Source organism: Amycolatopsis sp. NPDC031561 (assembly GCF_055580625.1).
Genome location: NZ_JBVILA010000051.1, coordinates 1 through 25,456 on the forward strand (window position 1 = coordinate 1; position 25,456 = coordinate 25,456).

Here is a 25,456-nt window from a genome sequence, read left to right on the forward strand (position 1 = left end):
CGCCCACTGCTCATTCGTCAGGTCACCACGCCCCACACGAAGATCATCTCAAACCAAGACACACTTCTAAAACACGCCCTAGAGGACTACTTGCGCTTATTGTGGGTCCGTGAACCGGGCCCTGGCCGTGCTGACCCTCGTCGCGTACGTGACGTTGCCCCTTGGCTCGGCCAACTACGAGACGCTCGTGCTGCCGACGCTCGTCGTCGGGCTGGTCTACGCGGCGATCGCGATCGTCGGGTTCCCCTGGGTACAGAAACGCGGGCGTGCCCTCGCAATCGCGTATGTCTGCGTTCAGTTACCTCTCGGCTTCACGCTGTTCTCGCTTTCGGGCGCCGCTGTCGGAACGGTTCTGCTTCTCGTGGTGCTCGTCTGCCACACCGTCTTGCTGCTGCCGTTGCCCGTGGCGTTCGGGGTCGCGGTGCTGATCCCGTTGATCCATCTGCCGATGTCGCCGTTGGACGGACTCCGCGAGGGACTCGGGACGCTGGCGGTCATGGTGTTCGCCGCGGTGGTGACCGAGTTGATCGTCCGGGAGAAGCGGGCACGGGAGGAGCTGGCCGAGGCGCACGAACGTCTTCGCGACTACGCCGCCCAAGCCGAGCAGCTCGCGACGACCCAGGAACGCAACCGGGTCGCGCGCGACATCCACGACGGACTCGGCCATCATCTGACGGTCGTGCAGATGATGCTGCAGGCCGCCCGCGCGGTGATCGGCACCGGTGACACGGAACGAGCCGACGGGATGCTCGCCAAGGCGCAGGACCAGTCGCGCGAGGCGCTGGCGGAGGTCCGCCGGTCGGTGTCGGCGTTGCGAGAGCCGCGTTCGGAACCGCTCGCGGACGTGTTGCGCGCCCTGGCAGGCGAGGCGTCGGCGGCGGGCGTGCCGACCGGGTTCGAGGTCAAGGGGACGGCCAGGGATACCCGCGCCGACGTGGAGGAGTCGCTGTTCCGGGCGGCCCAGGAGGGACTGACCAACGTGCGCAAGCACGCGCGGGCCAAGGCCGCGACCGTGGTGCTCGACTACGGCGTCACCGATCGGGTCCGGCTGGAAGTCCGCGACGACGGTCTCGGGCTGACCGGGGATTCCCCACCGGACAAGGGTTTCGGGCTCCTCGGACTCCGCGAGCGGGTCGCCGGGCTCGGCGGCCGGGTGTCGGTCGACTCCGCGGAGGGGCACGGCTTGACGCTCACCGTGGAGGTGCCGGGATGAGCGTCCGCGTGCTGCTCGTCGACGACCAGGCGTTGTTCCGCGAAGCCTTGGCGACCTTGCTGGAGGTTCAGCCCGAGATCGAAGTCGTCGGCGAGGCGGGCGACGGCGAGCAAGCCGTCCGGCTCTGCGCCGAGCTGTGTCCCGACGTCGCGCTGATGGATCTGCGGATGCCGGTACTGGACGGGATCGCGGCCACCGCCCGGTTACGGGCCGAGCAACCCGGCGTTCGCGTGCTGGCGCTGACCACGTTCGACGACGACGAGGACGTCTTCGCCGCGTTGCGGGCCGGCGCTGTCGGCTACCTGCTCAAGGACGTCTCGTCGGCGCGGCTGGTCGAAGCACTGGTCGCGGCCAAGCGGGGTGAGTCGGTCCTTCAGCCGTCGGTGGCGGCGAAGCTCGTCGCCAAAGTGGCCCAGCTGCCCGCTGACCCGCCCCGAGAGAGTCCGCTTTCGGAGCGCGAGCTGGAAGTCGTCCGGCTTCTCGCGGACGGCCGCAGCAACCGGGAGATCGCCAGGACATTGTTCCTCGCCGAAGGCACGGTGAAGAACCTGGTGACGAGCGTGCTCGCCAAGCTCCAGGTGCGGGACCGGACCCAGGCGGCGCTGCGCGCGAGGGAACTCGGCCTGTTCTGACCGGGGTCACATGACCTCGCACATGACTTCCGGCACCTGCCGACATGCCCCGCCGCGCCCGAACATTGCTCCCGTCGCACCGACCGAGGGAGCCGAAATGAAGCACACGACAGAACCGAAGACCCGCGACCGGGCCGTCCTGCACTTCGCCCGCCACGCCGTGGAGATGCTGCTCGCGATGGTGGCCGGGATGATCGTCCTCGAACCGGTCTGGTCGTTCCTGTGGCCGGATCTGGCGAAGAACGTGACCGCGAGCGCGCTGGTGATGGCGACGAACATGTCGCTGGGCATGGCGTTGTGGATGCGGATCCGGCGCCACGGCTGGGCTTCGATCGCGGAGATGTCGGCCGCGATGTACCTGCCCTACGTCCTCTTCCTGCCCTTCTTCTGGACCGGCCTGGTCTCCGGAGGGACCTTGATGACGGCCGGGCACGTGCTGATGGTGCCCGCGATGCTCGCCGCCATGCTCCGCCGTCGCGCCGAGTACGGAGCCTGACGATGCGCACTTTCCTCCGTGTCACGCTGACCGTGCTCGCGTTCACCGTCGCCTCGCTGGCCCTGCCGCTCACGCTCGGCGGTGTCACGCTCGGCGCCAGCTTCGAAAACCGCTACACACCGAGAACCGGCGGTGCCACGCCACCACCGGTCCGCCGCGCGCACGATCCCGCCAAGCCGACCGCGGTGGTCGTCGTGGGGAACGAAGGCGCCGTCGTCTCGGACACCCTCGCGCCCTACGAAGTCCTGGCGGTGACCGGCGCGTTCAACGTCTACACCGTCGCGCCGGAGGCACGGCCGGTCACCTTGACCGGCGGGCTCGACCTGATCCCCGACCTGAGTTTCGCCGACCTCGACAGCCTGTTGTCGTCGGCCGCCCCGGATGTCGTGGTGGTGCCCGCGTTGCCGACCTCGGCGAGCCGACCACGCGGCCGGTGACCGACTGGCTCCGGCAGCAGTCGGCGAAGGGCGCCTTGCTCATGAGTGTCTGCAACGGCTCGGGCCTGCTCGCCTCGGCCGGGCTCCTCGACGGACGCCACGCCACCGCGCACTGGTTCCGCATCGGTGGCTTCGAGGACGAATTCCCCGCCGTGGACTGGATTCGCGGCACACGCTACGTCGACGACGGGAACATCGTGACCACGGCAGGGATCCTGTCCGGGATCGACGGGGCGCTGCGGATCACCGAGCGGATCGCCGGCACCGAAACCGCGCGGAAGGCGGCCGAAGCGGTCGGCTGGGCGCACTACTCCCCCGGCTCGAGCACACCGATGACACAGAAGACCTTCGAGGCCGCGGACACCGTCGTCGCGGTCAACACCGCCTTCCGGTGGGACAAACCGCGACTGGGTGTCCTGCTGACCACCGGGATCCGCGAACTGGAACTCGCCGCGGTGTTCGACACCTACGGCGAGTCACTGGCGGTCGAGACGACGGCCGTCGGTCTGGACGGCGCTCCGATCCTGTCCCGGCACGGGCTGAACTTCGCCCCGCGCGCCGCGATGACGAGCGATTTCGACCGGCTGATCGTGCCCGGTGCCGACGCCGCCGCGAGGCACGTGGCCGACGGGCACTCGCCCGTGTACCTGCACACCGAACCGGGTTTCCCGTTCGACGCGGTGCTCGAAGACCTGGCGCGCATCACGGACACCGCGACCACGCGATGGACGACCAGGACACTGGAGTACCCGTCCTCGCATCTCACGCTCGACGGCGCGGCCTGGCCGTGGACGGTCACGCTCCGGCCGTTCGGGCTCGCCGTCCTCGGACTTCTCGTGGCCCTCGGGATCCGTGCCCGCTATCGCCGCCGCGCGTGATGAACGCGCTTACGGTCCGGTCCTGGTGACGTCGTCGACTCCACGGCGTGGCGTGGTGGTGCCGGGGAAGCCGTAGCCCAGCCGGAAAACGACCTGCGGGTGCTCGGTCTCCCCGAGCAGCGACCGCAGGACGGTGCGAGCGGCCGGGATTTCCATGGGCTGCGAGTAGAACGACGCGCTGAGACCGAGCGACGTCGCCGTGAGCAGTGCTCGCTGCATCGCCCGCCCGGCCCGGACCTGGGCGAGCGGCCCGTCGGTCGGCGTCGTCAGCACCGCGACGACGGGGTCGCGTTCGAATTCCCGGACCTGGTCGCTCTCCCCGTGATGCCGCACCGGCAACAGCCCGCCCGAGGGACGGGGCCCGCCCGCGTAGGCCGGGACACCGTCGTCGCTGCCGTCTGCCCTGGTCCACGCACGGAGTTCGGTTTGGAAACCTTCGTCGAGTGTCTGCAGGTGATCGGCCCGCCGGATCAGCCCCGCGACGGCCTCCAGCAGACCGATCTCGTCGAGCAGGATCAGCTTCGCGCCCTCTTCGCGGGCCGCCTGCCGCACCGCGTGGCGGGCGCCGGCCGGGACCGGGGTCGAGGCGAACGGCCGCCGGTTGCTGTACCGCGCGCGGATCGACGCCGCCAGCCGCCGCTCGGCCGCCGTCGCCCGGTGCCGAGCGCCGACCTCGACCCTGGCCAGCAGTTCCGGCCGGTTCTTCGACGGCAGCAACTCCACGTCGCAGGACCGGCCGGCGACGGCGAGCGCGAGTTCGAGGTTCAGCAGCGCCGCGCCGCAGGACAACCGCGCCTCGCGCCGGTCCGGGTCGCACACCGTGAGAACCCGATCCTCGTCGAGGACGACGCCGATGACGTCCTGCCCGACCTCGAACAGCCAGGGCTGCGTGTTGTGGGGAGACGGCGCGCGGACGGCGGCCTCCAGCGCGGCGGTGACGACCGGTGCTTCAGTGAGGATCATCGCGGCTCCTAGCCGGAGAGGGTCCCTCAGCCTGTCGCGCCGGAGGCGCCGCCGGGAGTGGCCGTGGTCCTTTTCGGACCGGGACTTTCGGCCCTCCCGGCCGCCGCGATCAGACGTCCACCCGAGGTCCGGGGCCGATCTCCCGGACGACGCGGTAGCGCGGGTTCGCGCTCACCCGCGACTCCACCTCGCCGGGCAGCCCGTCGAGGGCCGCCTGGATGGCCTCGATACGGCCCGCGGTGTCCGACGTTTCTTCGAAATGCCGGTAGTCCGCCTCGCTCGCCCAGCTGACGAGGTTGAAGACCCGCGTCCCGTCGATGCTCGCGTGGAACCGCGCCGAGACGTACCCCGGGTAGAATCGGACCCAGCGGTCCTGGATGTCGGCGAAGGCGTCCACCAGTGCTGCCTGGGTCTCGGGGCCGTCGACCGCGTACTCGATGATCGAGTAGAAACCCTTGTCCTCGCTCATGTTCACTCCTTGAAGCAGTTGGTGACCCCAGGTTTCACCCTCTACCAAGGTGGAGATCAAGAGTGACCTGCCTCATGCGCGACGATCGCCAGCTGGATGCGGTTGGTCAGGTCGAGCCGGGTCAGCGCGCTGGAGATCGTCGCCTTGATGCTGGAGCGCGAAAGATGCAGCCGCTCGGCGATTTCCGCGTTGTTCAGCCCTTCGGCGACGGCGTGCGCGACTTCGCGTTCCCGTTCGGTCAGCAGCTCCATCCGGGTCCGCGCGGAACCGCGGTCCGGTCCCTGCCTTGCCGCCATGGCGATCACGGTCCGGGTGACCTCCGGCGACAACACCGGCTCCCCGGCCGCCGCGCGCCGGACCGCGTCGACGATCCGTTCCGGCGGGGTGTGCTTGAGCAGGAACCCCGCCGCACCGGCCCGCAGCGCGGCGAGCACGGTCTCGTCGGCGTCGAACGTCGTCAGCATGACCACGGCGGGCGCGGGTTCCCCCGTGCGCCTGCCGAGCGCCGCGGTGGCGGCGATGCCGTCGAGCACCGGCATCCGGACGTCCATCAGCACGACGTCCGGCCGCAGCCGGCCGACGGCGTCCGTCACGTCGGCGCCGTCGGCCGCCTCTCCGACGACCTCGACGTCGGTCGCCCCGCCCAGCATCAGCCGGAGTCCGCCACGCACGAGAGGGTCGTCGTCGACCACGAGCACCTTGATCACGACGCGCACGGTATCCGAGCCCGCATGCGGAACTCCCCGTCGGCGATCTCCCTGATCAGGTCTCCGCCGTGGAGCGCGACCCGCTCGGCGAGGCCGGTCAGTCCCGCTCCGGCGCCGGGGATCTCGCTCGTGGTGACGCCGATCGGCGCGGCGTTGGCCACCTGGACCAGCACTTCTCCCGCCACGGCGTCGCTCACCAGTACGTCGACCGCCGCGCCGGGAGCGTGTTTGCGCGCGTTCGTCAGTCCTTCTTGGACGATCCGGTAGATCGTGCGCTGCACCTGTGGGCGCAGGTCTTCGAGTCCTGCGGGGAAATCGGCCCGGACCTGCTGGCCGCTGAGCCGGGCTTCGTCGACGAGCGCGGGCAGCCTGGCCACCGTCGGCTGCGGCGCCTCACGGCCGTCTTCACCGTCGGGCTGCTGACGCAGCAGGTCGAGCACCTCGCGCAGCTCTTCGAGCGCTTGGTTGGCATTGGACCGCACGACCGCCACGACGTCGCGGACCTCGGCCGCCGACGGTTCCGGCGCGGCGCCGCGTTCCGCCTGGGCCGTGCGGTACTCCAGCGCGCCGGCGTGCACCGCGAGCAGCGAGATCCGGTGGGCGAGGACGTCGTGCATCTCGCGCGCGATGCGCTGGCGTTCGGCACGACGGCTCTCCTCCAGTTCGCGCGTGTGCCCCCGCCGCTCGGCGTCCGCGCGCATCCGCAGCGCGAGGACGACCTGACGGCGGGCGCGCACCCCGATCCCGACCGTCACCACGAGCGCCGCTCCGAGCACCAGGCTGATCATCCACGGCAGCGGCTGGCCCGCCGCGCCGGGGAAGAACGCGTGGATGTAGGGAACGCTGATCAGCACCGCCACCGACGTGATCGGGACCGCCGGCTTCCAGCCCCGGTGCAGCGCGAGGGAGAACAGCAGCAGGATCATCGCCGCCGCGGCGGTGTTCGCCAGCGCCCCGGCCGTCGCCGCGAGGAAGCCGCTCGTGACCGGGAACCGCCGTCGCCACCAGATCGCCAGGCAGATCACCGCGCCCGCGACCGCGTCGCCCACCTGCGCCCAGGGCGGCAGTCCGAGCACGTTCGGGAGCACGAAGTACTCGAACTCGAGGAACCAGACCAGCGCCGCGATCGCGAACATCGTGACGTCCACGGCCCAGTCGCGGGGCGTGCGCTTGCCGGACGACTCCCCCGGCTCGTCGGCGCGGGCGAGCTCGCCGGGCAGCATCCAGCGGTCCACCGTCACGGCCATCCTCGCAGTGTAGATAAGGACGGACCGGACAAGTGGCCACGATCTTCGCGGCCACTTGGCCATCGGGTCTGCCCCGCGGACCGAGGCGCCGCACCCCCGGCTCCGGCCATCGTGAGCCCATGTCGACCGAAACGGTGCCCGCCCTGCGGCTGGACGGGCTGACGAAGACGTTCTCCGGGAAGACCGCCGCCGACCGGGTGGGGCTCACCGTGCCGACCGGCGCGCTGACCGGGCTGGTCGGCCCGAACGGCGCGGGAAAGACCACCTCGCTCGCGATGACGGTCGGGCTGTTGCGGCCGGATTCCGGGACCGCCGTGGTCCACGGCATCGACGTCTGGAAGGAACCGGCGAGGGCCAAGGCGATCCTCGGGGTCCTGCCCGACGGCCTCGCCCTGCCGGAACGCCTGACCGGCGCCGAACTGCTGACCTACTGGGGGCTGCTCCGGGGCATGGACGCCGCCGTCGTCCGCTCGCGGGCGGCCGAACTGCTGCGGATCCTCGAACTCGACGAAGCCGAGGAACGCGGCGTGCTCGTCATCGAGTACTCGACCGGGATGCGGAAGAAGATCGGCCTCGCGACGGCGTTGCTGCACGCGCCCAAGGTGCTCGTGCTCGACGAACCGTTCGAGGCCGTCGACCCGGTTTCGGCGCGGGTGCTGCGGGCGATGCTGCTGCGGTTCGTCGCCGCCGGCGGCTCCGTCGTCATCTCGTCGCACGTGATGTCGCTGGTCGAGGACCTCTGCGACCGGGTGGCCGTCATCGCGGACGGCCGGGTGGTGTCGAGCGGCACGCTCGCCGAAGTGCGCGGCGATTCGACACTCGAAGACGTCTTCGTCCGGCTCGTCGGCGAGCGCGGTGTCGGGGAGGAGGACCTGCTGTGGTTGGCGACCTGATCCGGCTGAAGCTCGCGATCCAGCGGCACACGCACAGCTGGAAACGAGTGCTCGGCCTCGTCGCGGGCATCCTGGCGGCCGTGGCGACCTGGGCGGTCGTCTTCGTCGCGGAGCCCGCCGCCCGCACCGACGTGCTGCTGCTGGTCTTCACGTTCTGGACCGCGGGCTGGATGATCGGCCCCGTCCTCACCTCCGGCGCCGCGATGCTGCGCCCCGAGTACTTCACCCTCTTGCCGCTCTCGCGCCGCGGGCTCGGGGCCGGTCTCCTGGCGTCCGCGTTCGCCGGGGTCGGCGGCGCGGTGACGACGATCGCGGCGCTGGCGCTGATCCCGTACGCGCTCGCCGAAGCGACCTCCGCCACGGCGATCGCCGCTGCCGTCACCGGCTTCGTCTGCGCGGTGCTCCTGGTCGGGTTCGTGGTGGCGCTCTCGCGGACCGTGTACGCGTTGCTGGGCGCGGCGATGCGCACCCACCTCGGCGTGGAACTGGCTGCCGTCCAGTACGGCCTGCTGCTCTCGTCGATGACGGCGGGTTGGGTCGTCGTCCGCCCCGTGCTGGAGTCGATCCCGGCGTTCCTGCGCGAGGGCTTCGGGACCATCCCCGCCAGGGCGGTACTGGAGTGGACGCCGTTCGGGCTGCCGCTGCGCGCCGCCGGGGAGATGGCGGCCGGACGGCCGTTGCCCTCGCTGGGTTCGCTCGCCCTGCTCGCCGTTGCCACGGTGGTGGTGAAGCTGGCCGCGATCGCGCTCCTGACCCCGCATGTCGGCGATCGCACCGTCCGGCGTCGCCGCCGTCCGCTGGGCAGCCGCGCCGGATGGCTGCCCGCGAGCCCGCTCGGCGCCGTCGTCGGCAAGGAGATCCGCACCTGGTGGCGGGATCCGTGGCGGAGCCTGGAAGTGCGCTCGGCGATCTGGTTCGGCGTGTTCATCGCGGTCTACGGCGCGATCGCGGGTGTCCCCGAGGTCGCCGGGCTGGCCGGTGTCGCCGTCGCGCTCACCGTGGCGCTCAGCGGCGCGAACCTCTACGGCCAGGACGGCACCGCGCTGTGGCAGCTCGTGGTGGCCGAGAGCCCGGAGTCGGTGCGCGCCGACATCCGCGGCCGCCAGATCGGCATCACCGTCCTTTTCGGACTGCCCGCGCTCGTCCTGTCGGCGGCGATGATGGCCGTGACCGGGATCTTCGACTACGCCGTGCCGATCCTCGCGGTGCTGATCGCGCTGCTCGGCGTCGGCTGCGGCACCGCGCTGGTGATGTCGGTGCTCGGCGCGACACCCGGTGTCGACCCGCATCGGCGCGTCAACGCCACGGACGCCGGGGAGAACACCGCCGGGATCTTCGCGGCGTTCCAGATCCAGCTGTGGGCGACCGCGCCGACGACCGCGATGGCCGCGGTGCTGACCTTCGCCGGGGACTCGCTCCCGGCCTGGTTCGGCGCGGCGACGCTCGCGGTGGCCCTCGTCAACGCGGTGGCGGGCGCCTGGCTCGGTGGCGCCCTCGCGACCCGCAGGTTGGCGGCACGTCTGCCCGAGACGTTCGCCAACTCCGGTGAGCCGCCCGGCCGCGGGGGGTGCGGCCGGGCGGCTCAGGGGGAACACTGAGCCGGGTGGAGGCGCACATTCGGCGCGCCGTCCGGGTCGAAGGGATCGTGCAAGGCGTCGGGTTCCGGCCCTTCGTGCACGGTCTCGCCACCCGGCTCGGCCTGGCCGGTCTCGTCGGCAATGACGGGAACGGCGTCTTCATCGAGGTCGAAGGGCCGATCGCCGAAGTCGGCGCCTTTCTGTCCGCCCTCAGCCGGGACGCGCCCGCGCTGGCCGAGATCGAGCGGGTGACCACGACCGAGGCCGAGCCGGACGGCCGTCCGGCATTCGCCATCGTGGCCAGCGAGTCCGGCGGGACGAAACGCACGCCGGTCTCCGCGGACAGCGCCACCTGCGCCGACTGCCTGCGCGAACTTGCCGACCCGGCGGACCGCCGGTACGGCTACCCGTTCGTCAACTGCACCGCTTGTGGCCCGCGGTTCACCATCGTGCGGGACGTGCCCTACGACCGTCCGCTCACCACCATGGCGGGTTTCGCGCTGTGCCCGGCGTGCGCGGCCGAGTACCACGACCCGGCCGACCGGCGGTTCCACGCCCAGCCGGTCTGCTGCCCGGACTGCGGTCCCCGGCTCCGGCTGTTGGACGCCGCGAGAGCAGAGCTCGCGGGTGATCCCGTCGCCGGGACAGCGGCGTTGCTGACGGCAGGACGGGTCGTGGGGATCAAAGGACTCGGCGGATACCACCTGGCCGTACTGGCGAGCGACGAGGCCGCGGCCTCGACCCTGCGGAAACGCAAGCACCGCGAGGACAAACCTTTCGCCGTCATGGTGTCCGATGTGGACGAAGCCGCGCGACTGTGCGAAGTGGACGAAACCGGGAGATCCGCACTGGAGAGCCGAAGACGGCCGATCGTGCTGCTGCCCCGGCTCGACGGCGCTCCGGTGGCGGCGTCGGTCGCGCCGGGGACCCGGTCCCTGGGCCTGATGCTCCCGTACACGCCCCTGCACCACCTGCTCCTCGCCGCCGTCGGCGCGCCGATCGTGCTGACCAGCGGGAACATCTCCGACGAGCCCATCGCCTTCACCGACGAAGACGCTTTCGAGCGGCTCCGCGGGATCGCCGACGCCTACCTGACCCACGACCGGCCGATCCACATCCGCACCGACGACTCGGTCGTCCGGCCGTGGCGAGGACGCGAAACCGTTCTCCGCCGGTCACGGGGGTTCGTCCCGGCACCGATCAGGCTTCCCCGGCGGGCACGGCGGCCGGTACTCGCCTGCGGGGCGGGTCTCAAGAACACGTTCTGCCTCGCCCAAGACGGCCGTGCGTTCGTTTCCCACCACATCGGCGATCTGGAGAACTTCGAGACCCTCCGCTCGTTCACCGACGGGATCGTCCACTTCGGACGGCTCTTCGACATCGACCCGGAGCTGGTCGCGCACGATCTGCATCCCGAGTACCTCTCCACCAAGTACGCGCTCGGTCTCGCCGAGGAGACCGGCGTGGACCTGACCGGCGTGCAGCATCACCACGCGCACATCGCGTCCTGCCTCGCCGACAACGGCGAGACCGGGCCGGTGCTCGGGGTCGCCTTCGACGGCACGGGGTTCGGCACCGACGGCACGATCTGGGGAGGGGAATTCCTGCTCGCCGACCTTGTCGGGTTCGAGCGGCTCGCGTACCTCGCGCCGGTTCCGCTCCCGGGTGGCGCGGCGGCGATCAGGCAACCGTGGCGGATGGCCGCGGTCTACCTGGAGGAGGCTTTCGCCGGTGCTCCGCCGCTGTCGGCCGTCCGCACGCGCAACGAGTCCGCGTGGTCCGGCGTGCTCGGGTTGGCCCGGAGCGGGGTCGCGGCTCCCCTCACCTCCAGCGCGGGCAGGCTGTTCGACGCGGTGGCGGCCCTGCTCGGTGTCCGCGACACCGTCCGCTACGAAGGGCAGGCCGCGATCGAACTCGAGCAGCTGGCCGACCCCGCCGAACGGGGCGCGTACCCGGTGGGCCTGTCCGGAACCGGACCGCTGGTGGTCGCCGGGACCGATTTGGTGCGAGCCGTCGCGGAAGACCTCGCGCGCGGCCGCTCCCCCGCCGTCGTGGCCGCGAGGTTCCACAACGGCGTCGCCGAGGGCATCGCGCGCTGCTGTGCCGTGCTGCGCGAACGGACCGGCGTCGGCACGGTCGCGCTCTCCGGCGGGGTGTTCCAGAACCTGCTGCTGCTCGACCGGTCCGTGGATCTGCTGACCGACGACGGTTTCCGGGTCCTCACCCATACGAAGGTGCCGTCGAACGACGGCGGGATCAGTCTCGGTCAAGCGGCCGTCGCCGCGGCCCGCGACCTACATCCTCCTGATCGCGAGATAGCGCCGGATATCGGGGATTGACAGGACGAAGAGAACCACGATCCCGCCTGCGAGCAGGACCAGGATGGCCAGGAAGATGTAACCGAGAATCGTCATTTCGCAGACCCTTCCGTCTGTTCGGCCGCCTCGAGCAGGGCGGCCACGGTGCCGCTCCAGGTCGGCAGCGCGTGCCGCGATTTGTACCGCTGCAAGGCGTTCAGCGTCTCCCGGTCCAGCCGCAGCCAGGCGCTGCCCGGGAAGTGCAGGTCGACGGTCTCCCTCCACACCTTCACCGGGAGGCCGTAGGAGGTCTCCTTGCTCCACGGGACCTGCTGGACCGACATCCGGCCTTCGCGCATGCTGAAAACGGTGCCGCTGAACAACAGCAGCAGCGGGATCACCCCGTCGGAGACCGAGTTGAAGTACTTCGTCGAGGCGATCTCCAGGTCGTAGGTGACCGGTACCGGCAGGTCGAGCGTGGTGGCTCCGGTGAACCCGGGGACCATCGCGGTCAACGTCGTGAACTGCATCGGCTTCACCGTGTCGGCCCACCGCGCGGTGTCGCCGAACAGGTCCCGCAACAGCTCGGCTTCCTGCGGCGAGTAGCGCCGCCGGTGCGGTTCGACGCGGATCTGGCACCGCAGCGCGATCGCCTCGATCCGTTCGCCGGTCACCTCGCCGATCCGCAGCCGCAGGTTCAGGCTCGGCACCACGCCGTACCGTTCGGGCGCGGCGTCGAGGCAGTCGAAGACCAGGTCCGCCACGGCTCACCCCGTACCGAAGTCGCGGGACTTCTCCCGGACGTCGCCGAAGAACCGGTCGATCTGTTCGCGGGCCTCCTGGCCACCGTCGAAGCCCTTCCAGTACACGCGGACGAGCCCGACCAGCCGGTAGCAGACGTCGATCGGTACCAGGAAGGCGTCGACCGTCGTGTCCGTGCGGCGGACCAGGATCGCCTCGATCTCGGGCCGCGCGGCCGCCAGCAAGGGATGGGTCGCGGCCAGTTCGGCCCAGGCGTCCAGGTTCAGGAGGCATTCGGTCGCGCCCGCCGGGCTCGGGTAGAACGCGGCGACGCCCTCGTCACCGCGGAGCAGGAACACCGCGCCCACCGGAATGCCGAGCCCGTCCCATTCGGCGCTCGTCAGCGGATGTCCGGTGTCGTGCAGGTAGCGGTCCGGTACCGCCCGGAACCGCCCGCCCGCCTCCGGGCTGCTGAACAGCAGGAAGCAGCCGCGGCAGGCGCACAGGATCGCGCGGCGTTCGGTGTCCACGATGTGCCCGTGCCCCGGCCCGGTCGGCTCGGTGCACAGCTCGCAGCGCTCCGGCTCCGGCGCCCGGGCGGGCGGCGGTTTCTCCGGCTCGACGAAGCGCCGGAGCCCGGTGTGCCCGCTCACGACGTCACCGCCGCGGGCAGGGCGACCCGCACCCCGTCGCTGTCCGAGAGCAGCGGCAACGGGTCGAGGTGACGGCTACCGTCGTCGAGTCCCTTGCCCGCCAGCCGGACGTCGAACCGGGCGGCACACCCCGCACAGGTGAGGACCGAGCCCGCCAAAGTGGCCTCGGCGAGACCGGAACCGCAGGCTCCGCAAGAGTCCCGGTAGGCGTAAAGCGTGCCGCGCACCGAGCAGAACAGGACGTCGACGCCGTCGATCGACACGGTCACCGGCCGCCCGGTCGGCGGCCCCGGTTCCGGCACCGCGCTCCACCGCGAACCGGACGGCTCGGGCGCGTGCCAGCCGTCCGGCGGGCCCATCCCGACTTGCAGCAGTGGCACCGGTTCGGGCTCCGGGGTCACCCCCTCGACCTCGACGCCGGCGACCTCGGGCGCCGCCCTGGTGATCGCGCCTTCGATGGCCATCTTCACGGTCAGCGTCGAGGACGGGCAGCCCTGGCAGTTGCCCTCCAGCCGCAGCCTCGCCGTCCCGTCCGCGTCGACCCCGAGGTACTCGACCCCGCCGGAGTGCGAGCCGAGATAGGGCCGGACCTCGTCCAGCGCCCGCTGGATCCGGGTGTCCACGTCGACCGGGTGGAGGTCGTGCAGGACGAGCAGGCCGGCCACCAGGTCGTCCCCGGCGAGCCGGAGCAGGACGTCTTGGGTCACCAGCCCGGCGATGCGCTCCAGTCCTTCGCCGTACATCCCGACGACGACCCGGACCAGTTCCTCGGCGACCTGCTTTCCCCGTCCGTCGGGCAGTTCGCCGAGCAAGGCCTCGATCCGGTCACCGGTGTCGCTCGCCGTGGTCGGCATCCGACCCCCTCAGTACTCGCCGTTGAACGCGTGCGGGGTGTGGTGCTTCGTGAGGACCTTCCCGGTACCGAGGGACATGTGCACGCCGCACGGCAGGCACGGGTCGAAACTCCGCACCGCGCGCATGATGTCGATGCCCTTGAAGTTCTCCGGCGGGTTCTCCTCGAAGATCGGCGTGTTCTGCACGGCGTCCTCGTACGGGCCGGGGGTGCCGTAGGTGTCGCGGACACTGCCGTTCCAGGGCGTCGGTGGATACGGGTGGTAGTTCGCGATCTTGCCGCCCTTGATCACCATGTGATGCGACAGCACGCCGCGGACGGCCTCGGTGAACCCGCAGCTGACCGCCTCGTCCGGGACCACGAACTTCTCCCACGTCTTCGTGTTCCCGCCCCGGATCTCGGCCAAGGCCTTCTCCGCGAAGTGCAGCGCGAGCCCGGCCGCGTAGGCCTGGAAGTACGTCCGCGCGCGGTTGCGTTCGAGCGCGTTGCTCCACTGTGGAATCTTCCACTCGTAGCTCTTCGCGGGTTTGAGCGCGGTCCTCGGCAGATTGATCTGTACGCTGTGCCCGGTGGACTTCACGTACTCGGTGTCGACCAGTCCCGCCAGCGCGGTCACCCACAGCCGGGCGATCGGGCCTCCGCCGGTGTCGAGCGCGAGATGGTCCTTGCCGTCGAACCAGCGTGGCGACATCGTCCACGAGTACTTGTCGTCGAAGTCACGTTTCGCCGGCCGCGGGATGGTGTGCTGGTTCCACGGATGCCGCCGGTCCACCGGATTGCCCAGCGGATCCTGCTTGACGAACATCTCCTGGTCTTCCCAGTCCTCGTAGAACGAGTGGCCGAGCAGGATCCGGATGCCGAGGTTGATGTCCACCAGGCTGGTGGTGACGAGTTTCCCGTCGACCACCACGCCCGGGGTGACGAACATCTTGCGTCCCCAGTTCTCCATCTTCTCGTAGCTGAAGTCGCAATGGTCGGGGTCGTTGAGGCTGCCCCAGCAGCCGAGCAGGATCCGCCGCTGCCCGACTTTCTCGTAGCCGGGCAGGGCTTCGTAGAAGAAGTCGAACAGGTCGTCGTGCATCGGCACGACCTTCTTCATGAACTCGACGTAGCGCATCAGCCGGGTCAGGTAGTCGGTGAACAACTGCACCGTCGCGACCGTGCCGACACCGCCGGGGTACAAAGTGGACGGATGGACGTGGCGGCCTTCCATCAGGCAGAACATCTCCCTGGTGTAGCGGGAGACGTGCAGCGCCTCGCGGTAGAACTCGCCCTCCAGCGGGTTCAGCGACCGCATGATGTCGCCGATGGTCTTCATCCCGTGTTCGGCCGCGTGCGGGGATTCCGTGCGGTTGGCCAGTTCGAGGACACCCGGGTTGGTCTCGGCGACCATCCGTTCGCAGTAGTCCACCCCGACCAGGTTCTCCTGGAAGATGTTGTGGTCGAACATGTACTCGGCGGCCTCGCCGAGGTTGATGATCCACTCACCGAGGTGCGGCGGGCGCACCCCGTAGGCCATGTTCTGGTTGTACACCGAGCAGGTCGCGTGGTTGTCCCCGCAGATACCGCAGATGCGGCTGGTGATGAAATGCGCGTCGCGCGGATCCTTGCCCTTCATGAAGATGCTGTAGCCGCGGAAGATCGACGACGTGCTGTGGCACTCCACGACCTCCTTCTTGGCGAAGTCGATCTTGGTGTAGATCCCGAGACTGCCGACGATCCTGGTGATCGGATCCCACGCCATCTCCACCAGGCCGGGGTTCTGGGTATCGGTCATCGCTGGATTCCTCGCTCCGTCACCAGTTGGACTTGTAGCCGGTGGTCAGTGAATTCCCTTTGTGGCGCCACTTCGGTTCCTCGTCGGCGGTCCTCATGGTGAACCCGCGCAGCGCGCGGATGACCGTCCCGTAGGCCGTGCTCGCCGCGGCGGACACCTTCGACCCCGGCGGCTCGTCCATGAACGGCATGAACTTGTCCGGGAACCCGGGCATCGTGCAGGCGATGCAGATCCCGCCCACGTTCGGGCAGCCGCCGACGCCGTTGATCCAGCCGCGTTTCGGGACGTTGCACTTGACCACCGGACCCCAGCAGCCCAGTTTCACCAGGCATTTCGGCGAGCCGTAGTCGTCGGCGAACTCGCCCTGCTCGTAGTAGCCGGCACGGTCGCAGCCCTCGTGCACGGTCGCGCCGAAGAGCCACTGCGGGCGCAGCGCCTCGTCGAGCGGGATCATCGGGGCCTGCCCCGCGGCCTGGTACAGCAGGTACAGGATCGTCTCGGAGAGGTTGTCCGGATGGGTCGGGCAGCCGGGCACGCAGACGATCGGGATCCCGGCCTTCGACCGCCACTCCCAGCCGAGGTAGTCGGGCACGCCCATCGCCCCTGTCGGGTTCCCGGCCATCGCGTGGATACCGCCGTAGGTCGCGCACGTGCCGACGGCGAGGACCACCAAAGCCTTGGGCGCCAACCGGTCCAGCCATTCGCTGGTGGTCATCGGCTGGCCCGTGGCGGGGTTGTTGCCGAAACCGCACCAATAGCCCTCGGACTTGATCTTCTCGTTCGGGATCGAGCCCTCGACCACGAGCACGAACGGCTCCAGCTCACCCCGGTCGGCCTTGTGCCACCACTCGATGAAGGTGTCCGCGCCGGTCTCCGGCCCGCATTCGAAGTCGATCAGCGGCCAGTGAACCGCGACCTTCGGGAGCCCGGGCAGGGCGCCGAGCACGATCTCCTCGATACTCGGCTGGGTGGCGGCCGTCAGGGCGACCGAGTCGCCGTCGCAGCCGAGACCACCGTTCATCCAGAGGATGTGCACGACGGGTTCGTCAGTCGTTTCGGCCGTGGTCATCGAGGACCACCTCCTCGCGGCCCGAGGCCGCATTCGAAGTCGGCGAACGCCCGGCGGGTTCGACAAGGGCCGACACGCGAGCGTGGAAAGTGGAGAACGGGAAACGACCTCGGAAAGAGCGAGGCTTTCCGCGGCACGAACACTGTCACGGTAGACCTCGCCGGACAACATCGGCAAGACGACAGGACAGATCTGTCTCCGCGTTCTTCGCTTGGGACGCAAAGCCCGCGCAGGTAGGCTGACCGAAGCGGCCCCGACGACGGGATTCTCGTGGACGTACCGAATTTCGAAGGTACGGGAGTACCCATTGAGCTACTCCCGGTCGTCGTGCTTTCCAAGATTTTCCCGGCCCGTCCTTCCTCGATTCCGGAAATCCGCGAATTCGTCCGCCATTGTCTCGCCGATTCCCCGCTCACCGATGGGGACAATCGGGAAGTGAGCCAGACGGTCTTCCGCGCGCTTCTCGACGCGGCGGGCCCGACGGGCACCATCCAGATCTCGTTCCGGATCTTCCCGGAGCACGTCGAGGTCGACGTCCTGCATTCGCATTCCGGGCAGCCCGGCGAACCGACACTCGCCCAGGTGACCGAACTGAAGTCGGACTCCCCCACGGCGGGACCGGGTTCCGAGGCGCCCGGGTCGTTCGCCGACTGGATGACCGAGGTACTGGAGCGGGAAGGGCTCACGCAGGAGGCCGCCGCACGTCAGCTGGGTGTTTCGGTCAAGACCGTCGGGCGGTGGGTCGGTGGCGAAACCGAACCGAGGCTGCGGGACCTGCGGCGGCTCCAGGAACGGTTCGGAAGATCGCCGCTCACCTGAAACCGGGCTGTTGACAGTGCCCGCGCCGCCGCCGGATGGTGGACGGATGAAATTCCTGGTGCTGTTCCGGATGGAGCTCGCCCTGCTGTCGGGCGAGATGGCCGCCGCCGTCGCCAGGATGCCGCGCTATGCCGGGCCACTGGAGGAAAAGGGCAAGGTGCTCGCGCGCTACCACCTCGTCGGGCAGCACGGCGGAGCCTGGATCTACGACGTCGGTTCCAACGAAGAACTCGAACGGCTGCTCGCGATGTCGCCGGTCTACAACTTCGCGCGGTACGAGATTCACCCCCTCGCCGACATGCCGGATCCGGCCGCGGGTCTCACCGAGATGCCCGGTTGACGGATCGGAGATCGCGGCGAACACTTGTGTCGTTCCCTCGGGACAGAGGTGTCCGATGAGCGCGCCGAAGCCGAATCCCGCTCGCGAACGACACTGGATCTGTGCCCAGCGGCTGCGCGAGCGACGACTTTCCCTGGGTCTGACCCAGCGTGAAGTCGTGGTACGCCTGCAAGAACACGGGAGTTGTACGACCAACCGCGCGCTGAGCGCGATGGAGAACGGGCGCGGCCTGGACCTCGGTCTGCTGCCAGAGCTAGCCGCTTCGCTGTCCTGTTCGGTCACCTATCTGCTCGGCCTGACGGCGAATCCGGAGAGCTGGCTACCTGAATCGGCGCGGCATGACGACGTGCCGCCCGCTGAACCGGTTTCCGCCCCGATCTGGCGGACAGCCGGAATTCTCGGCCCCGGCCTGCCGGAGGGTTTCCTCGCGCCCGGCAGACAACGAACGGGCGGCCGGCCCGGTACCAACGGGTCCTCCGCCTAGCGGACTGATCTGTTTTCCCACCACATAAAGGACTCCGCCCGTGACAGAGTTGTCACGTCCCGGCGGCCTCGGTGTGGTCGACGCCCTCGTGCGCGACCGCGCCCGCCCGCTGGACGATCTCGCCGAGCACGCCGAAGACGTCGCCCGCACCTGCCACGCGATGGCGAAGCGGTTCCACCGCGGCGGGAAACTCGTCGTGTTCGGCAACGGCGGACCGAGCACCGACGCCCAGCACGTGGCCGTCGAGTTCGTGCATCCGGTGATCGTCGGGAAACGGGCGCTGCCCGCGCTGTCGCTGACCTCGGACGTCGCCACGCTCACCGGGGTCGCCAACCGGGCCGGTCTCGACGAGATCTTCGCGCATCAGATCCGGTTCCTCGCCGAACCCCCCGACATCGCGCTGGGCCTGTCCACCGACGGCGACTGCCGCAACGTCCTGCGGGGCCTGGAGCGGGCCCGCGAGCTCGGCATGCTGACCGTCGCCCTCGTCGGCGGCGACGGCGGGGCGATCGCCGCCCGCCGGGCCGCCGACCACCTGCTGATCGCCGCCTCCGTGGATCCCAGGGTGGTCAAAGAGGTGCACGTGACGATGTACCACGTGCTATGGGAGCTGGTGCACGTGTTCCTGGAACAGCCTGGCGTTCTCGACGAGGAGGCGCGATGAACGACTGCCACGACGACGTCTGCGTGACCTGTTCGGACACCGCCGTCCCGGTCACCGTGATGCGGCTGCTGGACGACGCCCTCGCCGTCGTCCGCACCGACGCCGGGACCGAGGAGGAGGTCAGCGTCGCGCTGGTCGCGTCCCACGTCGGCGACACCGTCCTCGTGCACGCCGGGGAGGCCATCGCGGTGCTGGGAGGCGATTCCCGATGAACGGCGACGGTCCCGCCACCGAGGTCCAAGCCCTGTACCCGTTCCTGTACGCGGACTCGTCCGATGTGGACTCCCTGCTCGAACAGGTCCGGAGATCCACTGTGGACAAGGCCCGGGAGATCACCGAGTTGCGCGCGTCGGTGTTCGCGAGGGACGGGCAGCGGCTTCTCGAGTGCGCACGAGCGATGACCGGCGCCTTCGCCGTCGGCGGCAGGCTGCTGACCTTCGGCAACGGGGGCAGTTCGACCGACGCGCAGGACCTCGCCAGTCTCTTCTTGAATCCGGCGGGGGACTCGCCACCACTGCCCGCGTTCGGGCTGACCAACGACATCGCGGTGATCACCGCGCTCAGCAACGACATCGGCTTCGACGTGGTGTTCGCCCGGCAGATCGCCGCCTTCGGCAGGGCGGGCGACATCGCGGTCGGCCTGTCCACCAGCGGGAACTCCGCCAACCTCCTGCGTGCCTTCGACGAAGCCAGCAGGCTGGGATTGCTCACCGTCGGCATCGCGGGCTACGACGGCGGCAAGATGGCCGAACTGGACAGCGTCGACTACCTGTTCGTGGTGCCGTCGCCGTCGGTACACCGTGTCCAGGAAGCGCAGACCACGCTCTACCACGTGCTGTGGGAGCTCACCGTGGCCGGACTCCGGGACACGCCGTGACCACCGCGCCGGACCGGGCCAGGGCGGTCGCCGACGCCGTGCTGTACGAGGGCTACCTCCTGTACCCGTACCGCGCGTCGGCGGCCAAGAACCAGGTCCGGTTCCAATGGGGAGTGCTGACCCCGCCCGCCTACGCGGCGGGCGGGACCGGCGAACACGAGTGGTCCCAGGCCGAACTGATCGCCGAGCCCGCGCCGGACGGCGTGCTGCGGGTGCTGCTCCGATTCCTGCAACTCCAGAAGCGTGTCGTCGAAGTGGCCGGGCGGCCCGTGCCGTCGGCGACCGTCGACGGCGTCGAGTACACCACCTGGGAGGAGGCCGTCGAACGGGAGGTCGACACCGTCGTTCCCTTTTCCGCGCTGCGCACCGAAACCAGGGTGCCGTTCCAGGTAGGCGGCGGTGAGGACGTCGAGCAGGTCCGCGACGAAACTCGCCTGGTCCGGCGGCGCGCCGGCTTGTCCGGGGAGCTGCGGATCCGCGCTGTCGACCTGCCGGACCCGTTCGGCGGCCTCAAACTTCGCCTGCGGGTGGAGAACACCTCCGGCTGGGCCGAGCCGGGGGCGACCCGCCCGGACGCGCTCGCGCACTCGCTGATCGCCGCGCACGCCCTGCTGTCCACCTCGGACGGACACTTCCTGTCCTCGGCCGATCCGCCCGAATGGGCCGCGCGGGTGACCGAGGAGTGCGTCAACGAGCGGCTGTGGCCCGTCCTCGTCGGTGACACCGTCCTGTGCACCCCCATCATTCTCAACGATCATCCGGAGATCGCCGAGGAAAGCCCGGGAACCCTCTACGACGGCCTGGAAATCGACGAGATCCTCACGCTGCGCACCATGACGCTGACCGACGAGGAGAAACGTCAGGCCCGCGCCACGGACGCCCGCGCCGCCGAACTCCTCGACCGCGTCGACGGCCTGTCACCGGATCTGCTCGACCGGTTGCACGGCACGATCCGCTACCTGCGCTCGGTCACCGGCACCCCCGAACCGGAGCCGGAGCCCACCACCGTCACCGTCGGCGGAGTGGCCGTCGGCGAGGGCAGCCGGGTCCGGCTGCGGCCGGTCAAACGGGCCGACGCGCACGACATGTTCCTTGCCGGGCGGGTCGCGGTGGTGCGAGCGGTGCTGTTCGACGTCGACGACGTCTGCCATCTCGCGGTGACACTGGAGGACGATCTCGGCTCGGACCTCTACGCCCAGCACGGCCGGTACCGCTACTTCGGCGCCGACGAGGTGGAACCGCTATGACGCCCCGCGTGCTGGTGGCCGGTGTCGGGAACGTCTTCCTCGGCGACGACGGGTTCGGCGTCGAGGTCGCCCGGCGCTTGTCCACAAAGGACTTGCCGGAGGACGTCCGGGTGGCCGACTACGGCATCCGGGGCATGCACCTGGCCCACGATCTCGCGAGCGGCGGCTACGGGCTGACGATCCTGGTCGACGCCACGATGCGGGGCGACCCGCCCGGCACGGTGTACGTCGTCGAACTGGATCCACCGGACGGACCACCCCAGGCGGAGGCGCTCGACGCGCACGGCATGCAGCCCGACGTCGTGCTGAACCTGGTCGCCCTGCTCGGCGGGGAGCCCGGCCGGGTACTGCTGGTCGGCTGCGAACCCGCGGTCCTGGAGCAGCGGATGGGGCTCAGCCCCGCTGTCGAAGCCGCGGTCGACACGGCGGCCCGCGTGGTCACCGATCTCGTCAAGGAGAGCTCCGAAGCGAGGAGGAAGCAGGTGCCGCCATGTGCCTTGGCATTCCCGGAGAAGTGATCGAGATCCTGTCCGACCGGCCGGATCTGGCGCGGGTCGACGTCAGCGGGGTCAAACGGGCGATCAACATCGGGCTGGTCGCGGAGGAGGGCATCGCCCCCGGCGACTGGGTGCTCATCCACGTCGGCTTCGCACTGTCGAAGATCGACGAAGCCGAAGCGAAGGCCGCGATGGACTTCCTCGAAAGCATCGGCAAGGCGTACGAGGACGAAATGGCGGCACTACGGGATTCCCAGATCGTTTAGGAGGGGCGGCATGCGTTTTGTGGACGAGTTCCGCGACGCCGAGAAGGCCAGGGCGCTGGCTTCGAAGATCGCCGGTCTGTGCGAACCCGGCCGGGAGTACAAGTTCATGGAGGTGTGCGGCGGGCACACGCACACCATCTACAAACACGGGCTCGAGGACTACCTTCCCGAGGCCATCACCCTCGTGCACGGCCCAGGCTGCCCGGTGTGCGTGATCCCGATGGGCCGCATCGACGACGCCATCAGCATCGCCCGCCGTCCCGGGGTGCTCATGACCTCGTTCGGCGACATGATGCGCGTCCCGGGCAGCGACGGGAACTTCTTCGACTCCAACGCCGAGGGCACCAACATCAGGATGGTCTACTCGCCGCTCGACTCGCTCAAGATCGCCCGGCAGAACCCGGACCAGCAGGTCGTGTTCATGGCGATCGGGTTCGAGACGACCACGCCGTCCACCGCGATGACGGTCCTGCGCGCGGCCGCGGAAGGGATCGAGAACTTCTCGATCTTCTGCAACCACATCACCATCATCCCCGCGATCAAGGCGATCCTCGACTCCCCCGACCTGCGTCTCGACGGGTTCATCGGCCCCGGCCACGTCTCCACGGTGATCGGCTGCCGTCCGTACGAGTTCATCGCCGGGCGGTACGGCAAGCCGATCGTGGTCGCCGGGTTCGAACCGCTCGACATCCTGCAGTCGATCTACCTGCTGATGCTGCAACTCAAGGAAGGCCGCTCCGAGGTCGAGAACCAGTACTCGCGGGTGGTGCCCTGGGAAGGGAACCCGACCGCGCTGCGTGCGATCAACGAGACGATGCAGTTGCGGCCGTACTTCGAATGGCGCGGGCTCGGGTTCATCTCGCATTCGGCGTTGCGGCTGCGCGACGAGTACGCCCGGTTCGACGCCGAACTGAAGTACGAGGTCCCCGGTGTGCGGGTCGCCGACCCCAAGGCCTGCCAATGCGGCGAGGTACTCAAGGGAGTGCTGAAACCGTGGGAGTGCAAGGTGTTCGGCACCGCGTGCACCCCGGAGACCCCGATCGGGACGTGCATGGTCTCCCCCGAGGGCGCCTGCGCCGCCTACTACAACTTCGGCCGGTTCACCCGGACCAGGGTGCGCGAGGCGAGCGTCCGATGAGCACGTCGACAGGGTTGCCAGGCTTGCCGTCGGACCGCGAACAGCGGGTGCTCGACCGGATCGACAAGGCCCGGCGCCGCCGCCCGAAGGTCCGTGAGGAGCGCATCACCCTCGCGCACGGCTCCGGCGGGAAGGCCACCCAGACCCTCATCGAGGCGATCTTCCTCGACGCGTTCCGCAATCCCTTGCTCGAACCGCTGGAGGACGCGGCGCGGCTGACGATCGACGGCTCACGGCTGGCGCTCACCACCGATTCGTACGTCGTGTCGCCGCTGTTCTTCCCCGGCGGGAACATCGGCGACCTCGCGGTCAACGGCACGGTCAACGACCTCGCCGTGTCCGGCGCGAAACCGCTGTACCTGACGGCGGGTTTCATCCTGGAAGAAGGCTTCCCGGTCGCGGACCTCGTCCGGATCGTGGAGTCGATGAAGCTCGCCGCCGAGGCCGCCGGGGTGTCCATCGTGACCGGCGACACGAAGGTCGTTCAGCGCGGGAAGGCCGACGGCTGCTACATCAACACCGCCGGCGTCGGCCTGCTCGGCACCCCGCACGAGCTCGGCGTCGCGACGATCCGGCCCGGCGACGCGGTCCTGGTGTCCGGCCCGATCGGCGAGCACGGTGTCACCGTCATGCTGGCGCGCGGCGAACTCGACATCGAGGCCGATCTCGTGTCCGACACCGCGCCGGTCCACGGTCTCGCCGCCGCCCTGCTGGACGCGGCGCCGGGAGTGCGGGCGATGCGCGACGCCACGCGGGGCGGTGTCGCGACGATCCTCAACGAAGCCGCGAAGGCCGCCGACGTCGCCGTGGTGGTCGACGAGGACCAGGTCCCGGTCGGGCACGAGGTGCGCGGCGCGTCGGAACTGCTCGGCATCGACCCGCTCTACGTCGCCTGTGAGGGCCGGATCGTGGTCTTCGTGGACGGTGCCCAGGCCGATCTGGCGCTCGACACGATGCGCGCGCATCCACTCGGTGCGCAAGCGGCGATCATCGGCCGGGTCAAGGCCGATCCACCGGGCCTGGTGCTGCTGAACACGGTGTTCGGCGGGACCCGGATCTGCGATCTGCTGGTCGGCGATCCCCTGCCGCGGATCTGCTGAAGGGGGGCGCCCCGTGCACGAACTGGCGATCACGCAGGCCGCGGTCCAGGAGATCACGCGGCGGCTGGGGGAAACCCCGATCCGCAAGGTGACGCTGGAGATCGGGGCGCTTTCGGGCGTGGTCGTGGATTCGGTGCGGTTCTGTTTCGAGGTCATCGTGGACGGCACCCCGTTGCGGGACGCGGTACTGGAAGTGATCGAACCGCCGGGACGCGCTCGCTGCCGCGACTGCGCCCGGGAATTCACCGTCGAAGATCCCCGGATCCCCCTGTGCCCCCGCTGTGGCGGCGCGAACCTGCGGGTGCTCGGCGGGCAGGAACTCCGGATCAAATCTGTGGAGGTGCGAGGCGAATGTGCGCAACCTGCGGGTGCTCGGACGACGCCGGAGTCCGGGTGATCGATCCGTCGTCGGCCGGGCACGGACATGAACACGGACACGGCCATGGACACGGGCACTCACCTCCGGAACCCGACCGGACCGTGCTGCTGGAACAGGACATCCTCGCGGCCAACGACCGGCTGGCGGCGGACAACCGGACGTGGCTGGCCGCGCGGGGCATCCACACGCTGAACGTGATGAGCTCCCCCGGTTCCGGCAAGACGACGCTGCTGGCGCGCACGATCGTCGACCGCGGCCGCACCCTGCCGATGTCGGTGATCGAAGGCGACCAGGAGACGATCTTCGACGCCGAGCGGATCAGGGCGACCGGCTGCCGCGTGGTGCAGATCAACACCGGGGCCGGCTGCCATCTCGACGCGGGCATGCTGGCCAAGGCGCTGCACACCCTCGCGCCGCCACCGCGGTCCACGGTGTTCATCGAGAACGTCGGGAACCTCGTCTGCCCGGCGCTGTTCGATCTCGGCGAGGCCGCGCGGGTGGTGGTCATGTCGGTCACCGAGGGCGCCGACAAACCGCTCAAGTACCCGCACATGTTCCGGACGGCGGACGTCGTACTGCTCAACAAGATCGACCTGCTGCCGTACGTCGACTTCGACGTCGAGTCGTTCACCGAGGACCTGACGCGGGTGAACCCCCGGCCGAAGGTGCTGTGCCTGTCCGCGACGACGGGCACGGGCCTCGACGAGTGGTACGGCTGGCTGGACGGTCGCGAAAGCTGACAG

The 25,456-nt window shown here is 69.8% G+C and carries 31 protein-coding genes; 21 read left to right on the forward strand and 10 right to left on the reverse strand.

The window, feature by feature from the left end; translation table 11 throughout:
- Window positions 1–109 precede the first annotated feature (109 nt).
- The 5 genes from ACZ5IK_RS44535 (at window position 110) to ACZ5IK_RS44555 (ending at window position 3,656) form a co-directional block, all read left to right on the forward strand.
- Complete coding sequence (locus ACZ5IK_RS44535; protein WP_465493250.1) at window positions 110–1,213, forward strand: sensor histidine kinase; 1,104 nt, start codon at window positions 110–112, stop codon at window positions 1,211–1,213.
- Entirely contained in the window at window positions 1,210–1,845 is a 636-nt protein-coding gene (locus ACZ5IK_RS44540; RefSeq protein WP_465493251.1) for a response regulator, read from the forward strand. The genes ACZ5IK_RS44535 and ACZ5IK_RS44540 overlap by 4 nt, the downstream gene beginning before the upstream one ends.
- 97 nt (window positions 1,846–1,942) lie before the next feature.
- Window positions 1,943–2,341, forward strand: a complete 399-nt coding sequence (locus tag ACZ5IK_RS44545; RefSeq protein WP_465493252.1) for a hypothetical protein — start codon at window positions 1,943–1,945, stop codon at window positions 2,339–2,341.
- Window positions 2,342–2,343: 2 nt separating this feature from the next.
- Window positions 2,344–2,778 (forward strand): hypothetical protein, encoded by a 435-nt coding sequence (locus ACZ5IK_RS44550; protein WP_465493253.1) that lies wholly within the window; start codon window positions 2,344–2,346, stop codon window positions 2,776–2,778.
- The gene (locus ACZ5IK_RS44555; protein WP_465493254.1) at window positions 2,775–3,656 is read left to right on the forward strand and encodes a DJ-1/PfpI family protein; all 882 of its coding nucleotides are present in this window, start codon (window positions 2,775–2,777) and stop codon (window positions 3,654–3,656) included. Before ACZ5IK_RS44550 ends, ACZ5IK_RS44555 begins: the two co-directional genes overlap by 4 nt.
- 9 nt (window positions 3,657–3,665) lie before the next feature.
- Here the strand turns inward: ACZ5IK_RS44555 and ACZ5IK_RS44560 are convergent, their stop codons facing one another.
- From ACZ5IK_RS44560 to ACZ5IK_RS44575, 4 genes are all read right to left on the reverse strand, one after another.
- Window positions 3,666–4,619 (reverse strand): Acg family FMN-binding oxidoreductase, encoded by a 954-nt coding sequence (locus tag ACZ5IK_RS44560; RefSeq protein WP_465493255.1) that lies wholly within the window; start codon window positions 4,617–4,619, stop codon window positions 3,666–3,668.
- A 109-nt stretch (window positions 4,620–4,728) separates the two neighbouring features.
- Window positions 4,729–5,088 (reverse strand): antibiotic biosynthesis monooxygenase, encoded by a 360-nt coding sequence (locus ACZ5IK_RS44565; RefSeq protein ID WP_465493256.1) that lies wholly within the window; start codon window positions 5,086–5,088, stop codon window positions 4,729–4,731.
- 56 nt (window positions 5,089–5,144) lie between these two features.
- Window positions 5,145–5,795: a response regulator gene (locus tag ACZ5IK_RS44570; RefSeq protein ID WP_465493257.1), complete on the reverse strand. Its 651-nt coding sequence runs from the start codon at window positions 5,793–5,795 to the stop codon at window positions 5,145–5,147.
- A complete protein-coding gene (locus ACZ5IK_RS44575; protein WP_465493258.1) occupies window positions 5,792–7,042 on the reverse strand; it encodes a sensor histidine kinase in 1,251 nt (416 codons plus the stop codon). The genes ACZ5IK_RS44570 and ACZ5IK_RS44575 overlap by 4 nt, the downstream gene beginning before the upstream one ends.
- A 119-nt stretch (window positions 7,043–7,161) precedes the next feature.
- On the opposite strand from ACZ5IK_RS44575, the gene ACZ5IK_RS44580 reads away from it, so the two are divergent.
- The 3 genes from ACZ5IK_RS44580 to hypF are packed head-to-tail and all read left to right on the forward strand — an operon-like array spanning window position 7,162 to window position 11,851.
- The gene (locus ACZ5IK_RS44580) at window positions 7,162–7,935 is read left to right on the forward strand and encodes an ABC transporter ATP-binding protein (protein ID WP_465493259.1); all 774 of its coding nucleotides are present in this window, start codon (window positions 7,162–7,164) and stop codon (window positions 7,933–7,935) included.
- Complete coding sequence (locus ACZ5IK_RS44585; protein WP_465493260.1) at window positions 7,920–9,533, forward strand: hypothetical protein; 1,614 nt, start codon at window positions 7,920–7,922, stop codon at window positions 9,531–9,533. The genes ACZ5IK_RS44580 and ACZ5IK_RS44585 overlap by 16 nt, the downstream gene beginning before the upstream one ends.
- A gap of 5 nt (window positions 9,534–9,538) precedes the next feature.
- Window positions 9,539–11,851, forward strand: a complete 2,313-nt coding sequence (gene hypF, locus ACZ5IK_RS44590; RefSeq protein ID WP_465493261.1) for a carbamoyltransferase HypF — start codon at window positions 9,539–9,541, stop codon at window positions 11,849–11,851.
- Here hypF and ACZ5IK_RS44595 read toward each other — a convergent pair.
- The 6 genes from ACZ5IK_RS44595 to ACZ5IK_RS44620 are packed head-to-tail and all read right to left on the reverse strand — an operon-like array spanning window position 11,807 to window position 16,902.
- Window positions 11,807–11,926, reverse strand: a complete 120-nt coding sequence (locus tag ACZ5IK_RS44595; protein WP_410663600.1) for a DUF6893 family small protein — start codon at window positions 11,924–11,926, stop codon at window positions 11,807–11,809. The two genes, hypF and ACZ5IK_RS44595, sit on opposite strands and share 45 nt — an antisense overlap.
- A complete protein-coding gene (locus ACZ5IK_RS44600) occupies window positions 11,923–12,573 on the reverse strand; it encodes a DUF6084 family protein (protein ID WP_465493262.1) in 651 nt (216 codons plus the stop codon). Before ACZ5IK_RS44600 ends, ACZ5IK_RS44595 begins: the two co-directional genes overlap by 4 nt.
- A gap of 3 nt (window positions 12,574–12,576) precedes the next feature.
- The gene (locus tag ACZ5IK_RS44605; RefSeq protein WP_465493263.1) at window positions 12,577–13,203 is read right to left on the reverse strand and encodes a DUF5947 family protein; all 627 of its coding nucleotides are present in this window, start codon (window positions 13,201–13,203) and stop codon (window positions 12,577–12,579) included.
- Window positions 13,200–14,057 carry a NifU family protein gene (locus ACZ5IK_RS44610; RefSeq protein WP_465493264.1) on the reverse strand — a complete coding sequence of 286 codons (858 nt, stop codon included), beginning with the start codon at window positions 14,055–14,057 and terminating at the stop codon, window positions 13,200–13,202. Before ACZ5IK_RS44610 ends, ACZ5IK_RS44605 begins: the two co-directional genes overlap by 4 nt.
- Before the next feature lie 9 nt (window positions 14,058–14,066).
- A complete protein-coding gene (locus ACZ5IK_RS44615; RefSeq protein WP_465493265.1) occupies window positions 14,067–15,833 on the reverse strand; it encodes a nickel-dependent hydrogenase large subunit in 1,767 nt (588 codons plus the stop codon).
- Window positions 15,834–15,852: 19 nt separating this feature from the next.
- Complete coding sequence (locus tag ACZ5IK_RS44620; protein ID WP_101608103.1) at window positions 15,853–16,902, reverse strand: NADH-quinone oxidoreductase subunit B family protein; 1,050 nt, start codon at window positions 16,900–16,902, stop codon at window positions 15,853–15,855.
- 435 nt (window positions 16,903–17,337) lie between these two features.
- Between ACZ5IK_RS44620 and ACZ5IK_RS44625 the strand changes: the two genes are divergently transcribed.
- From ACZ5IK_RS44625 to hypB, 13 genes are read left to right on the forward strand one after another with little or no spacing between them, the layout of a single operon-like run.
- Window positions 17,338–17,721, forward strand: a complete 384-nt coding sequence (locus ACZ5IK_RS44625) for a helix-turn-helix domain-containing protein (protein WP_465493266.1) — start codon at window positions 17,338–17,340, stop codon at window positions 17,719–17,721.
- A gap of 46 nt (window positions 17,722–17,767) precedes the next feature.
- Complete coding sequence (locus ACZ5IK_RS44630; protein ID WP_410663595.1) at window positions 17,768–18,061, forward strand: muconolactone Delta-isomerase family protein; 294 nt, start codon at window positions 17,768–17,770, stop codon at window positions 18,059–18,061.
- A gap of 55 nt (window positions 18,062–18,116) precedes the next feature.
- Window positions 18,117–18,545 (forward strand): helix-turn-helix domain-containing protein, encoded by a 429-nt coding sequence (locus ACZ5IK_RS44635; protein WP_465493267.1) that lies wholly within the window; start codon window positions 18,117–18,119, stop codon window positions 18,543–18,545.
- A gap of 40 nt (window positions 18,546–18,585) precedes the next feature.
- Window positions 18,586–19,209, forward strand: coding sequence for a D-sedoheptulose-7-phosphate isomerase (locus ACZ5IK_RS44640; RefSeq protein ID WP_369862360.1), 624 nt, complete (start codon window positions 18,586–18,588; stop codon window positions 19,207–19,209).
- Complete coding sequence (locus tag ACZ5IK_RS44645; RefSeq protein WP_465493268.1) at window positions 19,206–19,421, forward strand: HypC/HybG/HupF family hydrogenase formation chaperone; 216 nt, start codon at window positions 19,206–19,208, stop codon at window positions 19,419–19,421. The genes ACZ5IK_RS44640 and ACZ5IK_RS44645 overlap by 4 nt, the downstream gene beginning before the upstream one ends.
- The gene (locus ACZ5IK_RS44650; RefSeq protein ID WP_465493269.1) at window positions 19,418–20,086 is read left to right on the forward strand and encodes a D-sedoheptulose-7-phosphate isomerase; all 669 of its coding nucleotides are present in this window, start codon (window positions 19,418–19,420) and stop codon (window positions 20,084–20,086) included. The genes ACZ5IK_RS44645 and ACZ5IK_RS44650 overlap by 4 nt, the downstream gene beginning before the upstream one ends.
- Window positions 20,083–21,333: a hypothetical protein gene (locus ACZ5IK_RS44655; RefSeq protein WP_465493270.1), complete on the forward strand. Its 1,251-nt coding sequence runs from the start codon at window positions 20,083–20,085 to the stop codon at window positions 21,331–21,333. The genes ACZ5IK_RS44650 and ACZ5IK_RS44655 overlap by 4 nt, the downstream gene beginning before the upstream one ends.
- On the forward strand, window positions 21,330–21,851 hold the full coding sequence (locus ACZ5IK_RS44660; protein ID WP_465493271.1) for a hydrogenase maturation protease: 522 nt from the start codon (window positions 21,330–21,332) through the stop codon (window positions 21,849–21,851). Before ACZ5IK_RS44655 ends, ACZ5IK_RS44660 begins: the two co-directional genes overlap by 4 nt.
- Window positions 21,824–22,096, forward strand: coding sequence for a HypC/HybG/HupF family hydrogenase formation chaperone (locus ACZ5IK_RS44665; RefSeq protein WP_101608112.1), 273 nt, complete (start codon window positions 21,824–21,826; stop codon window positions 22,094–22,096). Before ACZ5IK_RS44660 ends, ACZ5IK_RS44665 begins: the two co-directional genes overlap by 28 nt.
- 10 nt (window positions 22,097–22,106) lie before the next feature.
- Window positions 22,107–23,234: a hydrogenase formation protein HypD gene (hypD, locus tag ACZ5IK_RS44670; protein WP_465493272.1), complete on the forward strand. Its 1,128-nt coding sequence runs from the start codon at window positions 22,107–22,109 to the stop codon at window positions 23,232–23,234.
- The gene (gene hypE, locus ACZ5IK_RS44675) at window positions 23,231–24,334 is read left to right on the forward strand and encodes a hydrogenase expression/formation protein HypE (protein ID WP_465493273.1); all 1,104 of its coding nucleotides are present in this window, start codon (window positions 23,231–23,233) and stop codon (window positions 24,332–24,334) included. Before hypD ends, hypE begins: the two co-directional genes overlap by 4 nt.
- Window positions 24,335–24,347: 13 nt before the next feature.
- A complete protein-coding gene (locus ACZ5IK_RS44680; RefSeq protein WP_465493274.1) occupies window positions 24,348–24,731 on the forward strand; it encodes a hydrogenase maturation nickel metallochaperone HypA/HybF in 384 nt (127 codons plus the stop codon).
- Window positions 24,686–25,453, forward strand: a complete 768-nt coding sequence (gene hypB, locus ACZ5IK_RS44685; protein WP_465493275.1) for a hydrogenase nickel incorporation protein HypB — start codon at window positions 24,686–24,688, stop codon at window positions 25,451–25,453. The genes ACZ5IK_RS44680 and hypB overlap by 46 nt, the downstream gene beginning before the upstream one ends.
- The last annotated feature ends 3 nt before the right edge of the window (window positions 25,454–25,456 follow it).